At 66.0% G+C, this 14,716-nt stretch carries 13 protein-coding genes; all 13 read right to left on the bottom strand.

What is annotated here, in order from left to right; translation table 11 throughout:
• Positions 1-5: 5 nt before the first annotated feature.
• The gene (murF, locus tag FHW64_RS07305) at positions 6-1,457 is read right to left on the bottom strand and encodes a UDP-N-acetylmuramoyl-tripeptide--D-alanyl-D-alanine ligase (RefSeq protein WP_184524604.1); all 1,452 of its coding nucleotides are present in this window, start codon (positions 1,455-1,457) and stop codon (positions 6-8) included.
• Positions 1,454-2,938 (bottom strand): UDP-N-acetylmuramoyl-L-alanyl-D-glutamate--2,6-diaminopimelate ligase, encoded by a 1,485-nt coding sequence (locus FHW64_RS07300; protein ID WP_260303710.1) that lies wholly within the window; start codon positions 2,936-2,938, stop codon positions 1,454-1,456. Before FHW64_RS07300 ends, murF begins: the two co-directional genes overlap by 4 nt.
• Before the next feature lie 11 nt (positions 2,939-2,949).
• Positions 2,950-4,698 (bottom strand): penicillin-binding protein 2, encoded by a 1,749-nt coding sequence (locus tag FHW64_RS07295; RefSeq protein ID WP_184524600.1) that lies wholly within the window; start codon positions 4,696-4,698, stop codon positions 2,950-2,952.
• Position 4,699: 1 nt separating this feature from the next.
• A complete protein-coding gene (ftsL, locus tag FHW64_RS07290) occupies positions 4,700-5,047 on the bottom strand; it encodes a cell division protein FtsL (protein ID WP_184524598.1) in 348 nt (115 codons plus the stop codon).
• Positions 5,048-5,049: 2 nt separating this feature from the next.
• Positions 5,050-5,985, bottom strand: coding sequence for a 16S rRNA (cytosine(1402)-N(4))-methyltransferase RsmH (gene rsmH / locus FHW64_RS07285; RefSeq protein WP_184524596.1), 936 nt, complete (start codon positions 5,983-5,985; stop codon positions 5,050-5,052).
• 8 nt (positions 5,986-5,993) lie between these two features.
• Positions 5,994-6,422, bottom strand: a complete 429-nt coding sequence (gene mraZ / locus FHW64_RS07280) for a division/cell wall cluster transcriptional repressor MraZ (RefSeq protein ID WP_184524594.1) — start codon at positions 6,420-6,422, stop codon at positions 5,994-5,996.
• A gap of 259 nt (positions 6,423-6,681) precedes the next feature.
• On the bottom strand, positions 6,682-8,007 hold the full coding sequence (hslU, locus tag FHW64_RS07275; RefSeq protein ID WP_184524591.1) for an ATP-dependent protease ATPase subunit HslU: 1,326 nt from the start codon (positions 8,005-8,007) through the stop codon (positions 6,682-6,684).
• A gap of 8 nt (positions 8,008-8,015) precedes the next feature.
• The gene (hslV, locus tag FHW64_RS07270; protein ID WP_184524589.1) at positions 8,016-8,561 is read right to left on the bottom strand and encodes an ATP-dependent protease subunit HslV; all 546 of its coding nucleotides are present in this window, start codon (positions 8,559-8,561) and stop codon (positions 8,016-8,018) included.
• 62 nt (positions 8,562-8,623) lie between these two features.
• Positions 8,624-10,186: an STAS domain-containing protein gene (locus tag FHW64_RS07265; protein ID WP_184524587.1), complete on the bottom strand. Its 1,563-nt coding sequence runs from the start codon at positions 10,184-10,186 to the stop codon at positions 8,624-8,626.
• Positions 10,187-10,216: 30 nt separating this feature from the next.
• Positions 10,217-11,119, bottom strand: coding sequence for an RNA polymerase-binding protein DksA (gene dksA, locus FHW64_RS34340; protein WP_409350603.1), 903 nt, complete (start codon positions 11,117-11,119; stop codon positions 10,217-10,219).
• A gap of 260 nt (positions 11,120-11,379) precedes the next feature.
• A complete protein-coding gene (locus FHW64_RS07255) occupies positions 11,380-12,426 on the bottom strand; it encodes a GTP-binding protein (protein WP_184524585.1) in 1,047 nt (348 codons plus the stop codon).
• A 93-nt stretch (positions 12,427-12,519) separates the two neighbouring features.
• On the bottom strand, positions 12,520-13,722 hold the full coding sequence (locus tag FHW64_RS07250) for a class I SAM-dependent rRNA methyltransferase (RefSeq protein ID WP_184524584.1): 1,203 nt from the start codon (positions 13,720-13,722) through the stop codon (positions 12,520-12,522).
• Positions 13,719-14,711, bottom strand: coding sequence for a tyrosine recombinase XerC (locus tag FHW64_RS07245; protein ID WP_184524582.1), 993 nt, complete (start codon positions 14,709-14,711; stop codon positions 13,719-13,721). Before FHW64_RS07245 ends, FHW64_RS07250 begins: the two co-directional genes overlap by 4 nt.
• Between the last annotated feature and the right edge of the window lie 5 nt (positions 14,712-14,716).

The raw sequence follows: 14,716 nt of genomic DNA, 5'->3' as shown, positions 1-14,716 counted from the left end.
GCGGTTCATGCAGCATGACCGGCCTCCCTGTCTTGTTGTTGTGGCACCGAGGCGATGACGGCCTGCACCACGCGCTCCATCTTCATGAAGCGCGAACCCTTCACCAGCACGCTGGCGGCACCCGGCAATTGCGCGAGCACGGCAGCGTTGAGCGAATCGATGTCTCCGAAATGCCGGGCTTCGCCATTGGCGTGAGCGCCATAGGCCGAGACGCTGTGCACGCTCTCGTTGCCGAGTGCGAACACGGTCTCGATACCGCGCTCGCGCGCCCAGGCGCCGACTTCGGAATGAAATTGAGGACCCTGGTCGCCGACCTCGCCCATGTCGCCGATGACCAGCACGCGCGGGCCCGGCAGGCTCGCGAGCACGTCGATTGCGGCGCGCATCGAATCGGGGTTGGCGTTGTAGGTGTCGTCGATGAGTGTGATCGTGCGGCCATCGGCCAGCTGGACTTCGGCAGCCTTGGAGCGGCCCTTGACCGGTTCGAAAGCCGCCAGGCCTTCGCCGATCTTTTCAGGCGAAACGCCGCTGGCCAGTGAGCATGCGATGGCGGCAAGCGCATTGATCACGTTGTGCCGGCCCGCGATGCGCAGCGTGCAGCGCACTTCGCCCACCGGCGTGCGCGCTTCGAACTGCCACGCGCCGCGCTGCCACTCGGCCGACACGAGGGCGATGTCGGCGTCGGGATGCGCGCCGAAGGTCAACGTGCGCCGCACCGCGCCTTCGCGCGCAATCGCCTGCCACAGCGGCGTGAACTCGTCGCCATAGGGGAACACCGCCGTGCCACCATCGGGCAGCGAAGCGAAGACGGAAGCGTTTTCGCGCGCGACCGCCTCCACCGTGGCCATGAATTCCTGGTGCTCGCGCTGCGCGTTGTTGACCAGCGCGATGGTCGGCTTCGAGATCGCACCGAGCCGTGCGATCTCGCCCGGATGGTTCATGCCGAGCTCGACCACCGCGCGCTGATGCCGCGCCTGAAGTCGCAGCAAGGTCAGCGGCACGCCGATCTCGTTGTTGAAGTTGCCGGCGGTCGCGAGCGCACCCTCGCCACTGGCAACACGCAGGACCGAAGCGATCATCTGCGTCACCGTCGTCTTGCCGTTGCTGCCGGTAACGGCGATCAGCGGCAGGTCGAACTGGCCGCGCCAGCCGGCCGCCAGCGCGCCGAGCGCGACGAGCGTGTCCGGCACTTCGAGCCCGGAAAGGCCCGCGGCCTCGAGCCCGCCGTGCGCGATGGCCGCGACAGCGCCGCTCGCCTTCGCATCGGCGAGGAACTGGTTCGCATCGAAGCGTTCACCCTTCAGCGCAACGAACAGATCGCCGGCGGCGAGCGTGCGCGTATCGGTGTGGACGCGCAGGATCGGCGTCGCGGGGTCACCCACAAGACGCGAGCCCGCAACCCAGGCGTGCGCCTGTGCGAGCGTCATCATGGGCGTCAGGGCGTTGGCGTCGGTCATGCGCCGCTCCTGAGGGTGAGTGCATCGATGGCGTGTGCGCGGTCGGAGAACGCGATGCGCTCTCCGGCGATTTCCTGCCACGCCTCATGGCCCTTGCCTGCGATCAGCACCACGTCTTCCGGCCGGGCCTGCGCCAGCGTCTCGGCAATGGCCTTGGCGCGATCGGGCTCGACCTGCGCGGCCTCGGGACTCGCCAGCCCCAGCAGGATCTGGCTGATGATCGCGGCAGGCTTCTCGCTGCGCGGGTTGTCGCTGGTGACGACGACACGGTCGGCCTGCTTTTCGGCGACGGCGGCCATCATCGGACGCTTGGCGGAATCGCGGTCCCCGCCGCAGCCGAACACGCACCACAACTTGCCGCCGCGCTGGTGGACGAGCGGATGCAGCCCCGCGAGGGCCTTGTCGAGTGCATCGGGCGTGTGCGCATAGTCGACCACTGCGAGCGGGTGGCCCGGCACGCTCAACCGTTCCATGCGCCCGGGGACACTGTCGAGCGCGGTGCACGCGGCCACCGCTTCGTCGAGCGAGAGGCCGACCGCACGCAGTGCGCCGATCACGCCAAGCAGGTTCGAGACGTTGTACTGGCCGATCAGCTGCGTCGACAACCGCACCGGCGGCACGCCCTGTTCCACGACGGTGAAGCCGAGGCCTTCGGTGTCATAGCCAATGTCCTCGGCCACGAGGCGTGCGGGCGCACCGCCGGCCGACACGGTCCAGACGTCGAGCGCGCCGACACCGGTTTCGATCAGGTTGCCGACCAATGCGGCGCCATGCACGTCATCGATGTTGACCACCGCCGCACGCAAGCCGGGCCACCGGAACAGCTCAGCCTTGGCCTGCCAGTAGGCGTCCATGCTGCCGTGGTAGTCCAGATGGTCCTGCGTGAAATTGGTGAACACCGCGACCGCGATCCGCGTGCCGTCGAGGCGGCGCTCGACGATGCCGATGCTCGATGCCTCGATCGCACACGCGCCGAAGCCACGATCGGCAAATCCGCGCAGTTCACGCTGAAGCAGCACCGGATCGGGCGTCGTCAGCCCCGTATAGGTCAGCTCGGGCGGAACGCCAACACCCAGCGTGCCGACGACGGCGCAGGGTGGACGCCCGGCGCGCGACAGTGCCTGCGCAAGCCACCAGGCAGTAGAGGTCTTGCCGTTGGTGCCGGTGACCGCGACCACGCCGAGCTGTTCGGACGGGTTCTCGTAGTAGGCGGCAGCAATCGGCCCCGTTGCGGCCTTGAGCCCCGGATAGACCGCAATCGCATCGCCTTCGAATCCGAAAGCCTCGCTGCCTTCGGCCTCGATCAGGCAGGCGACCGCGCCCTGTGCCAGCGCGGCCTTCACGAAGCGCCGGCCATCGGTGGCCGCGCCGGGCCACGCGATGAAGCCGTCGCCGGCACCGATCGATCGGCTGTCCGCGTGCAACGTCCCGTGCACGCGCGTCCGCAGCCAGCGCGCGGCCTCTTCTGGAGTGCGAAGCATCGTCGTCGCCATCAGAAGCTCTCTTCCACACCCTTGGTGATCACCAGGGGTTTGACCGCGAGGTCGGGCGCCACGTTCATCATGCGCAGCGTTTGTTGAACGACTTCGCTGAAGACCGGGGCAGCCACGATGCCGCCGAAATACTGGCCGTTGCTCGGCTCGTCGATCATGACCGCCACGATGATCCGCGGCTTCTCGATCGGGGCCAGGCCGGTGAACCACGAGCGGTACTGCTTGCTCGCGTAGCCCTTGCCAACCTGCTTGTGCGCCGTGCCGGACTTGCCGCCCACCGAATAGCCGATGGTCTGCGCGAGCGGACCGGTGCCGCCGGGGCCAGCCGCCATCTGCAGCATCTTGCGAACCGACGCGGCGGTCTGCGGCGAGAACACCTTCACGCCGACGGCCGAGTCCGGGCTCTTGAGGATGGTCGCCGGGATCACGTCGCCGTCGTGCGCGAAGGCCGTGTACGAATGCGCCATCTGGAACAGCGACGCCGATAGGCCGTAGCCGTAGGCCATCGTGGCCTGCTCGACCGGCTTCCACGACTTCCACGGGCGCAGGCGGCCAGTGACCGCACCGGGGAACTGGATCTGCGGCTTCTGGCCATAGCCGAGTGCGGTGTAGCTGTCCCACATCTCGTGGGGCGTCATCTTCTGCGAGATCTTCAGTGCGCCGATGTTGCTCGACTTCTGGATCACGCCTTCGACCGTGAGCGAGCCGTAGTTGTGGGTATCGCTGATCGTGAAACCGCCGAGGCTGTAGCGCCCCGGCGAGGTTTCGATGATGGTCTGCGGCTTGATGCGCCCCGCCTCGAGCGCGGTGGCCACCGTGATCGGCTTCATCGTCGAGCCGGGCTCGAAGACGTCGGTCAGCGCGCGGTTGCGCAGCTGCTCGCCGGTGAGGTTCTGCCGCTTGTCGGGCACGTAGCTCGGGTAGTTGGCCAGCGCGAGCACTTCGCCGGTGATCGAGTCGAGCACCACCACGCTGCCGGCCTTGGCCTTGTGGAAGGTCACTGCGTCGCGCAGCTTCTGGTAGGCGAAGAACTGGACCTTGCTGTCGATGCTGAGCTGGATGTCCTTGCCTTCCATCGGCGGCACCTGCTCGCCCACGCCCTCGACCACGCGGCCGAGGCGGTCCTTGATGACGCGGCGCGAGCCGGGCTTGCCCGCCAGCTCCTTGTTGAAGGCGAGCTCGATGCCTTCCTGGCCGTTGTCCTCGACGTTGGTGAAGCCCACCACGTGCGCCGCCGATTCGCCTTCGGGGTACTGGCGCTTGTATTCCTTGCGCTGGTAGATGCCCTTGATGTTGAGTGCCGCGATTTCCTTCGCGATTGGCTCGTCGACCTGACGCTTGACCCAGACGAAGGTCTTGTCCTCGTCCTCGAGCTTCTTGTCGAAGTCCTTCTGCGGCATGCCGAGCAGCTTGGCAACTTGGCGCAGCTTGGCCTTGACCTCGGGGTCGTCGCGCTCGATGTCCTCGGGGATGGCCCAGATGCTCGGCGCGACCACGCTCTGGGCGAGGAGCAAACCGTTGCGATCGAGGATGCGGCCCCGATTCGCCGGCAGCTCGAGCGTACGGGTGAAGCGCACCTCGCCCTGGCGCTGGAAGAAGGCGTTGTCGATCACCTGCACGTAGGCGGCGCGGGCGGCGAGCACGATGAAGCCAAGCGCGATGCCCGCGACGATGAACTTGCTGCGCCAGACCGGGGTCTTGCTCGCGAGCAAGGGGCTCGTCGTGTACTGGACGCTTTGGCGGGCCATCTCAGTGGGCTCCTCGCGAGGCGCCGGGGCGCGGGGCAGGCGTCGTGGTAGACGGCGCGGGCGCGGCGACGGCCGGGATCACGGTGCCGTCCTGGCGCACGTACTGCGTGATCGCGGGCGTGGTCGTCCGCATCTTGAGCTGCTCCTTCGCGAGCTTCTCGATGCGCAAGGGCGTGGCCTGAGCACGCTTTTCGACCTGCAGGCGGTCCTGATCGAGTTCGAGGCGGCGCGCTTCGAGCTCCACCCGGTGCAGCTCGGTGAAGAGCTGGCGCGACATGTACTGGGTGTGCACGAGGTACATCGCCGAGCACAGTACGGCGATCAGGAGGAGCAGGTTCAGGCGGGCCATGCTCAGCTCCCGTCTGCGGTGCGCTCGGCCACGCGGAGAATCGCGCTGCGTGCGCGCGGATTGCCATCCACTTCGGCTTGCGACGGCTTCACCCGGCCCAGGGACTTCAGTTTCATCGCCTTCGGCGCAGCAAACGGCGCGCGACGGTCGTAGACCTCGCGCGAGTGCTTGGCGATGAACTGCTTCACGATGCGGTCTTCCAGCGAATGGAAGCTGATCACCGCGAGCCGACCCTGGGGCTTGAGCACGACGAGGCTCGCCTCTAGCGCCTGTTGCAGCTCTTCAAGCTCGGCGTTGATGAAAATCCGAAGAGCCTGAAATGTGCGCGTTGCAGGGTTCTGGCCCGGCTCGCGGGTTTTGACCGTGCCAGCCACGAGCTGGGCCAGCTCGGTGGTGGTTGAAATTGGGCCCCGTTCTTGTCGGCGAGCAACAATCGCCTTTGCAATCTGAACAGCAAACCGTTCTTCGCCATAGTCACGAATCACCTCCGCAATCTGCTGCTGGTCGGCTGTTGCCAGCCACTCGGCCACGCTCTCGCCGCGCGTGGTGTCCATGCGCATGTCGAGCGGGCCGTCGAAACGAAAAGAAAAACCCCGGGCGGGGTTGTCGATCTGGGGAGAGCTGATTCCGAGATCCAGCAGCACGCCTGACACACTGGCCGGCGGCAGCTCTCCCAGGTCCTTGAATCCCTGGTGACGGATGGAAAAACGCGCATCCTGGATGCGCGCTGCTTCGGCCACCGCTTCCGCGTCCTTGTCGAACGCGATGAGGCGGCCCTCCGGCCGCAACCTCGAAAGGATCGCGCGGCTGTGGCCGCCGCGGCCGAAGGTGGCATCCACATAGGTGCCCGCAGGCGCAGGCGCGTCCGGACCGTCGAGGAAGAGGGCATCCACCGCTTCCTTCAACATGACGGTTGTGTGAGTCCATGCCTCGTCCACTTCGCGCCTCAGAACGAAAAGTCCTGGAATACGTCCGGCATCTGGCCTTGGGTGGCCTCGGCCTCCTTGGCATCGTAGGTCGCCTTGTCCCAGAGCTCGAAGTGGTTGCCCATGCCGAGGAGCAGGGCATCGCGGCTGATGCCGGCGGCTTCGCGCAATTCGGGCGACACGAGCACGCGACCGGTGCCGTCCATCTCGACGTCCATTGCATTGCCGAGGAAGACGCGCTTCCACCATTGGGCCGACATGGGCAGCGCGGCGATGCGTTCGCGAAATTTCTCCCACTCGGGGCGGGGAAACACCATGAGGCAGCCGTGGGGGTGCTTGGTGATCGTGAGTTGGCCGCCGGCGGTCGCGCTCAGGACGTCACGGTGCCGGGTCGGCACTGAGAGCCGCCCCTTGGCATCGAGACTGAGCGATGAAGCGCCTTGAAACACGACCTGAAAACCCCGTTGGGGAGAGCTGCCACAGCCTAATCTGCGGCAGTTCTCGACACTTTTTCCCACTTAACTGCACTTTTTTGCACTGTAGCAGGAAACGTCTACAGCGCAACGGGAGGTCGCTGGAATTTTTTGTAATGGAATCAACGACTTAGCGATGTTTTTGCAACCGCCAAAAACCGAATTCCGTTGCAAATGAAGTACTTAGCTCACGCAATGAATGTGTTGCGTGAAGCCTTGGTTACACAGCCCGGAATCAGAGAATGAATCGAGACAGATCTTCGTCGTGACTTAGTGCCGAAAGCCGCGCGTCCACATAAGCGGCGTCGATACGCACCGATTGGCCGTCCAGACGGGTGGCATCGAAACTCACCTCGTCGAGCAGGCGCTCCATGACGGTCGAGAGGCGACGGGCGCCAATGTTCTCGGTGCGCTCGTTCACGTCGTACGCAATGCTCGCGAGACGCGTGATGCCGTCGGGCGTGAACTCGAGCGTGACGCCCTCGGTCGCCAGCAGCGCCTGGTACTGCTTGACGAGCGATGCCTGCGTCTGCGTGAGGATGCTTTCGAAATCCGACACCGAGAGCGATTGCAGTTCGACCCGGATGGGAAAACGGCCCTGCAGCTCGGGGATCAGGTCGCTCGGCTTGCTGAGATGGAAAGCGCCGCTCGCGATGAAGAGGATGTGATCGGTGCGCACCACGCCGTACTTGGTGCTCACGGTCGTGCCTTCGACCAGCGGCAGCAGGTCGCGCTGCACGCCCTGGCGCGACACGTCGGCGCCCTGCCCTTCGGACCGCGCAGCGACCTTGTCGATCTCGTCGATGAAGACGATGCCGTTCTGCTCCGCGTTGTGGATGGCCTGACTGCGGATCTCGTCCTCATTGACCAGCTTGGTCGCTTCCTCCTCGATCAGGAGGCGCATCGCCTCGGAGATCTTGAGCTTGCGTGTCTTGCGCTTGCCACCGCCGAGTTGGCCGAACATGCCGCGAAGCTGCTCGGTCATTTCCTCCATTCCGGCCGGACCCATGATCTCGAGCGGCATCTTGGTGTCGGCAAGCTCGATCTCGATTTCCTTGTCGTCCAGTTCGTGCTGGCGGAGCTTCTTGCGGAAGGCTTGCCGGGTGGCGTTGCCGGTGTCAGAGGTGCTGCTGCCGTCCGCCAGGCGAGCGGGTGGCAGGAGCACGTCGAGGATGCGCTCTTCCGCGCCGTCCTCGGCCCGCATGCGGACCTTGGCGCTTTCCGTCTCGCGCGTCTGCTTGACCGCGATTTCGGCGAGGTCCCGGACGATCGAATCGACGTCCTTGCCGACATAGCCGACTTCGGTGAACTTGGTCGCCTCTACCTTGATGAATGGCGCATCGGCCAGGCGGGCGAGGCGGCGCGCGATCTCGGTCTTGCCGACGCCCGTCGGGCCGATCATGAGGATGTTCTTGGGTGTGATCTCGGCGCGGAGCTTTTCCTCGACCTGCTGGCGGCGCCAGCGGTTGCGCAGGGCGATCGCCACGGCGCGCTTCGCCTCGGGCTGGCCGACGATGTGGTTGTCGAGTTCGGAGACGATTTCCTGGGGCGTCATGGACATGTGAGGTCTCACAGGCTCTCGATGGTGTGGTGCATGTTGGTGTAGATGCAGAGCTCGCCGGCAATCTCGAGCGACTTGCGGACGATCTGCTCCGCCGTCAGCTCCGTGCTGTCGAGCAACGCCTTGGCGGCCGCCTGCGCGTATGCGCCGCCAGAGCCGATCGCGATGATTCCGTTCTCGGGCTCCAGCACGTCGCCGTTGCCGGTGATGATCAGCGAGGTGGTCGCATCGGCCACCGCCAGCATCGCTTCGAGCCGCCGCAGCACGCGATCGGTACGCCAATCCTTGGTGAGCTCGATGGCGGCGCGGGCCAGATGCCCCTGGTGCTTCTCCAGCTTGGCCTCGAAGCGCTCGAAGAGGGTGAATGCGTCGGCGGTTGCACCGGCGAATCCGGCGAGCACCTTGCCGTGATAGAGCCGGCGAACCTTGCGCGCGCTGCCCTTGATGACGATGTTGCCGAGGGTGACCTGACCGTCACCGCCGATGGCCACCTGGTCGCCGCCAGCGGTCTTGCGACGGACGCTGACGATCGTGGTTCCGTGAAATTGTTCCATGCGACATTATCTTTGGTCGCCCCCGGCCCTGCCGCGCTGCGGGTGGGCACCCACCTACGGACTCAGCCTCGCGTCTTGACGCTCGCGTGATCCGCAATGCCGACGACGCTAAAAAACGCCGCAATGAGGCGGTGCGCGTCGGTGAACTGGATGCTCTGGCCGCGTGCATGGCGCGCCGTCACCCAATTGAGCAATGTGCCGGCTGCAGTGAAGTCCATGCGAACCAGGGCCGCGCAGGAAATGCTCGGCGTAGCCGTTTCGCCGAGTTCGCCATCGAGCCGCTGCCAGGTGGAAACGGACTCGCCGGCGAGTTCGCCGCTCAGCGTCACGCCTGCGGCCAACGGTGCCGGGCCGGATGCGCGATCCGACGCGAGCGTGAAGCCGCTATGCGCCGGCTTTGCGGCCTTCGGGAGATCGAGCCAGGCGTAGTCGCCCTTGGGATCCTCCCAGGGCGGCGGAGACACCTCGTAGGTAATGCAGTAGTTGAGCGCGAGCAGTTCGAACTCGTCGGCGCGATGCATCACCCGCAAGGCGGCCATGTGCAGTTGCCACCAGACCGCATCAACGCTGCGCTCATTGGCGGGCGTTGCCTCGGCCAGAACCAGGAGAAGCTGGTCCGCTCCGGCAAAGCGCAGTTGGACCGTCGAGTCCGCCCAATGATTGAACAGGGCACGCAACGGCCCGGCAGCATCAGCCTCGATGGTGTCGAGCGCGCTCCAGTCGAGCTTCCATGACGGGCCGGCGGCACCGAGCGCGCGCGTCAGGCCGATCAGCGCTTCGCGCGTGAGGCGCGGCGGGCTGGACCAATCCGCGCCGCCCGGTTGGGGCGCATTGGACGGCGACTGGACTGGCGCGGCCGCACGAACCGAATTCGCGAGCGCACGGAACGAGATCCAGTCGGGAGGGGTACGCTTCATGCGCTGCGCGTATCGGGTACTCGTGGCGACGAACTTTTCGGCGTCGCCGGTGGCGCGATAGAAGTCGAGCAGCGCGCGCCACGTATCGTCGTGATCGCCTGTGGGACTGTCGGGGGCCAGCGCCTGGAGAAGGATCGCCTCGGCGCCGTCGTCGTCGCCGTGGGCAAAGCGGATGGATGCCTCTTCGATGCTGCCGTCCTGCGTGGGCACGTCGGCCGGAGCCTGGGCCTGCTGTGCGCCAGCGCCGGGTTGAGGCACGCCGGGCACGGTGTCGGCGTAGGCGCGCGAATGCTGCACGGCGATCGGCTCGCCGGTCGCCCCTTCGGCCTTTTCCTCCGACTGGGCGTTGCGCGCCTTCCACCATTGCTGCGACATCTGCTCTTCGATCTCGTCGATCTTCTTGAGCGTGAGCGCCCTGCCGTCGGACTTGCCCGAAGTGCTGCTGACGTTGAAGGAAGACGGCGTGGCTGCCGCATCGCGGCCGCCCGCGGCCTCGCGTTGCCGCAGCTTGCGGAGCATGTCGAACTCGCGGCGGCGCACGAAATCGTTGCGCTGCCGCCGCTCGATCATCTCCTTGAGCATTTCACGGCTGTAGCCGTTCTCGAGCGATGCCGAATCATCGGCATCGAGCTCCGACCAGTCCTTCAGCGGATTGCGAACAAACTTCGCGACCTTCGATAGCAGACGGCCGGTTTCTTCCTTGCCCATGCGCTTTGTCTCCGTCCGGCTCCCGCGGGATCAGTCCCCGAACATCTTCTGCTTCAGCTCGCGGCGCTGCTGCGCCTCGAGCGACAGCGTCGCGGTCGGACGGGCGAGAAGGCGGCCGACGCCGATGGGTTCGCCGGTTTCGTCGCAGTAGCCGTAGTCGCCGGCGTCGATGCGTTGGATCGACTGCTCGATCTTCTTGAGGAGCTTGCGCTCGCGGTCGCGGGTGCGCAGTTCGAGCGCGTGCTCTTCCTCGATCGTCGCGCGGTCCGCCGGATCGGGCACGACCACGGTGTCTTCACGCAGGTGCTCGGTCGTCTCGCCGGCGTTTTCGAGGATGCCCCGCTTGAGTTCCTGAAGCTTCAGGCGGAAGAACGCCATCTGCTTGTCGTTCATGTATTCGGAGTCCGGCATCGCGATGACTTCGGCATCGGTCAGTTCCTCGGCGGACTTGGCCTTCCAGTTGTTCGCGAGCTTGGGGTCCTTCTTGATCGCGACCGGCGGCGGCGGGACCAGCGGGTTGGACGTGGTCTGCACGAAGCTGGATTTGGCGGCGGTCGAGGCGACCGCCTGCGGCATGGAGGGCACGGTCACCTGCGACAGCCGGGAGGACGGGCGCGTGCTGCGGGCAGGCACGGAGGCGGCGGTTCCGGCAGGAGTCACCGTGGCGGTAGAGGATTCGGAGGCAGCAGCCGTTTTTTTCATGGGAGTCGGTGGTGCAGATGGCGCGGGGTGAAGACCGGCCGGTTTGGAGGACGAGGCGCCGGCAGTCGCCGCCTTGACCTTGCTTGTGGCGGAGGCCGTGGGTGCGGCGGCGGGCTGGGCGTGCTTTGCAACTGAAACCTTCTTCGCCGCGGGCACAGCCTGCTGGGCAACCGCCGTCTTCTTGACGGCCGGCTTCGAAGCTGGCTTGGCGTTGGCGACAGGTTTCTTCACAGTGACTGGCTCCTTCGACGAACTCGAAACGCACATTCAATGGATGTCTCCCCCGTGGATTTCACGGGTGCTCGCCTACGGCGAACCCAAGGGTTATACCCCTGAAAACGACCCAAAAACGCACGCAGTCTTGTGCCGGAAGTCACACACCGCACTAAAAGAAGCGCGGGGTGGCTCCCGTAACAGGCGCGCGATTGTATAGAGAAGTGGAGCCGGCCGGTGGGATCGGCCTCAACGCTCCGGGCGGCCCGGCGTCGGCCTCAGACCAGACACTGGTCCAGGCCCTGCTCCAGGATCTCGCGCGGCAGGTCGATTCCGATGAAGACCATCCGGCTGTTGCGCTTTTCGTCGGGACCCCAGGCGGGACCGAGATCGCTGCCCATGAGCTGGTGCACGCCCTGGAAGATCACCTTGCGCTCGGTGCCCTGCATGTGCAGCACGCCCTTGTAGCGCAGCATCCGCGGACCGTAGATGTTGACGACCGCGCCGAGGAAATCCTCGAGCCGCGCCGGATCGAAAGGCCGGTCCGCGCGATAGACGAAGCTCTTCACATCGTCGTCGTGGTGATGGTGATGGCCATGCCCCTCATGCTTGTGCGAGGGATGGTCGCAGTGCTCGCCATGCTCGTGGTCATGGTCGTGCTCGTCTTCTTCCTTGAGGAAGTCCGGATCGATATCCAGCTTGGCGTTGAGGTTGAAGCCCCGCAGGTCGAACACATCCTTGAGCGGCACGTCGCCGAAGTGCACCTTCTGCTGCGGCGCGCGCGGATTCATATGCTTGAGGCGGTGGATCAGTGCGTCGGTCTCGTCAGCGGCGACCAGGTCGGTCTTGCTGATGAAGATCTGGTCGGCGAAACCCACCTGCCGGCGCGCTTCCTGGCGGTCGTTGAGTTGCTGGGGCGCGTGCTTGGCGTCCACCAGGGTCAGGATCGAGTCGAGCAGGTAGCTCTCGGCGATCTCGTCGTCCATGAAGAAGGTCTGCGCGACCGGGCCCGGGTCGGCCAGGCCAGTGGTTTCGATCACGACGCGATCGAAGTCCAGCAACCCCTTGCGCTTCTTGGCGGCGAGCAACTGCAGAGCTTCCCGCAGGTCCTCGCGGATGGTGCAACAGATGCAACCGTTGCTCATCTGGACGATCTGCTCCTTGGATTCGGTCACCAGGATGTCGTTGTCGATGTTCTCTTCGCCGAACTCGTTCTCGATGACGGCGATCTTCTCGCCGTGCGCCTCGGTCAGGATGCGCTTGAGCAGCGTGGTTTTGCCGGAGCCAAGAAAGCCAGTAAGGATGGTGGCGGGGATGAGGGCCATGAGAGATGCTCCGGAGGTCAGGAATCGGGCGAATCGAGAAAAGGCGGAAAGTTTAGCGACGGCCGCCGGGCCGCGCTCCGCCAGGGTCAAACGCTATTTGCGCACCACGACCAGGCCTTTCAAGTACTCCCCTTCGGGGAACTCGATGGTCATGGGGTGGTCGGGGGCGGCGCCCAGGCGCTCGGTGATGTAGCCATCCACGCCGGCATCGATGCCGGCCGAGGCCACGATCTTGTGGAACAGGTCGGCCCCGATGCCGCCGGAGCACGAGAAGGTCAGCAGATGGCCACCCGGCGCCAGCAGCTTGAAGGCCTGCCGGTTGAGGTCCTTGTACGCACGCGCGGCCCGTTCGGCATGCGCGACGGTCGGCGCGAACTTCGGGGGGTCGAGCACGATGGCGTCAAAGGTCCGGCCTTCGTCGACGAAACGGCGCAGCGAGGCATTGACGTCGGCGTCGAGAAACTCGGCCTGTGCATCGTCGAAACCGTTGAGCGCCAGATGCGCGCGTGCACGCTCCAGCGCGGGCAACGACGAATCGATGGAAATGAGTTCCGCCCCAGTGGTCGCTCCTGCTGACTTCAGCCCCGCCAGCGCGGCGACCGTGAACCCGCCCGTGTAGCAGAAGCAGTTGAGCACGCGCCGGAACCGGCGCTGCGCCGCCAGTTCGGCGAAGCGCTTGCGGCTGTCGCGCTGGTCCAGGTAGAAGCCGGTCTTGTGGCCGGTGGCGACATCGAGGCTCAGGCGCCATTCGTGCTCGCGGATCGTCAGCTCGGTCTCGCCGCTGCCGCGCAGCCAGCCCGTGACCGGCGGCAGCCCCTCCCGCTCGCGCCCGCTGGCGTCGGAACGCTCATAGAGCTTCTGCAGACCGGTGGCCGCCAGCAGCGCGTCCGCCAGGACGGCCTTCCAGCGCTCGACGCCGGCCGAGAGAAACTGCGCGACCAGCGTGTCGCCATAGCGGTCGACGATCAGACCAGGCAGGCCGTCGGCTTCGCCGTGAATCAGCCTCACGCCATCGCTTTGCAGGTCGAACAAGCCCCGCGCCTCGACCGCACTGGCCACCCGGCTCGCGAAGAAAGCAGCATCGATGCGCTGCTTCTCGTCGAAGCTCCAGGCCCTCGCGCGGATCTTGGAATTCGGGCTGAACGCCGCCCAGGCGAGGAACTTGCCGTCGGCCGATTCGATGCGCACGGTCTCGCCCGCATCGCCGCCGCCCTTGGCGATGGCTGATTCGAAGACCCACGGGTGGCGCCGCTGCAGCGAGCGCTCCTTGCCGGGCCGGAGACGGAGGACTTTCATGATTTGTTGCTCTTGATCTTTCTTTCGCCCGCCGATGGCTTGTGCTCATCGCGGGCGTGCGCCCGCGGGTGGGCTGCGTCATAGGCCCGCGCGAGATGCTGGAAATCCAGCCGCGTGTAGACCTGTGTGGTCGAAATGTTCGCGTGCCCGAGCAGCTCCTGCACCGCCCGCAGATCGCTGCTCGACTGCAGCACGTGGCTCGCGAACGAATGCCGGAGCATGTGTGGATGCACCGGCACCGCGAGGCCGGCTTTCAGGCTGCGCTGTCGCAGCTGCTTCCACACCGATTGCGCCGAGAAACGCAGCCCGTTGCGGCCGATGAAGAGCGCCGCAGCGTTTTCGGGGTCCCGCAGTCGCGCCGCCTCGACGGCCGGGCAGTCGTCCCGCATGGCAAGCCAGGTTCGCAAAGCCTCGGCCGCCTTGCTGCCGACAGGCACGATGCGGCGCTTGCTGCCCTTGCCGAGCACATTGGCTTCGGCTGATTCGAGGTCGACCCAGCCGCGCGCCGTGGGGCTGGGCCGGACATCCAGCCCCGTCAACTCGCTGACGCGCAGGCCGCAACCGTAGAGCAGCTCGACGATGGCGCGATCGCGCGCTTCCGTCCACGGGTCGGCTTCGGTGTCATGGAGGTCCGCGAGCTGTACCGCGTCATCGACTGCGAGCGCCTTGGGCAGTGGCCGATCCGCCTTCGGTGCATGGATGTCCTGCACCGGATTCGCGCTCACCAGCCCTTCGTTGCCGAGCCACCGATAGAAGCTGCGCCAGCACGACAGCACCAGCGCGATACCGCGCGATTCGCGCCCGGCGCTGTGGAGTTGGGCCATCCAGCGCCGCACGTGCGCGACCTGGACTTTGTCGAGCGCGACCCCGGCCGCCTCCGCCTTCTCGGCGAGCGTCTTCAGATGGAGACCGTAGAGCTCCACCGTGCGCGCGGCGAGCCGGCGCTCGACACGCACGTATTCGAGGTACTTTTCAATCAACACGGACATCTCCG

The organism is Variovorax sp. Sphag1AA (assembly GCF_014192575.1).
Taxonomy (GTDB): Bacteria; Pseudomonadota; Gammaproteobacteria; order Burkholderiales; family Burkholderiaceae_C; genus Variovorax.
This window is presented reverse-complemented; position numbering and strand designations above follow the sequence as displayed.

Excerpts from the sequence above, each read along its gene's own strand:
- FHW64_RS07250 (WP_184524584.1), bottom strand. The coding sequence starts at position 13,722 with ATGAAAGTCCTCCGTCTCCGGCCCGGCAAGGAGCGCTCGCTGCAGCGG.
- FHW64_RS07245 (WP_184524582.1), bottom strand. The coding sequence starts at position 14,711 with ATGTCCGTGTTGATTGAAAAGTACCTCGAATACGTGCGTGTCGAGCGC.
- hslU (WP_184524591.1), bottom strand. The coding sequence starts at position 8,007 with ATGTCCATGACGCCCCAGGAAATCGTCTCCGAACTCGACAACCACATC.
- FHW64_RS07265 (WP_184524587.1), bottom strand. The coding sequence starts at position 10,186 with ATGGGCAAGGAAGAAACCGGCCGTCTGCTATCGAAGGTCGCGAAGTTT.
- murF (WP_184524604.1), bottom strand. The coding sequence starts at position 1,457 with ATGACCGACGCCAACGCCCTGACGCCCATGATGACGCTCGCACAGGCG.
- ftsL (WP_184524598.1), bottom strand. The coding sequence starts at position 5,047 with ATGGCCCGCCTGAACCTGCTCCTCCTGATCGCCGTACTGTGCTCGGCG.
- FHW64_RS07255 (WP_184524585.1), bottom strand. The coding sequence starts at position 12,426 with ATGGCCCTCATCCCCGCCACCATCCTTACTGGCTTTCTTGGCTCCGGC.
- FHW64_RS07295 (WP_184524600.1), bottom strand. The coding sequence starts at position 4,698 with ATGGCCCGCCAAAGCGTCCAGTACACGACGAGCCCCTTGCTCGCGAGC.
- hslV (WP_184524589.1), bottom strand. The coding sequence starts at position 8,561 with ATGGAACAATTTCACGGAACCACGATCGTCAGCGTCCGTCGCAAGACC.
- FHW64_RS07300 (WP_260303710.1), bottom strand. The coding sequence starts at position 2,938 with ATGCTTCGCACTCCAGAAGAGGCCGCGCGCTGGCTGCGGACGCGCGTG.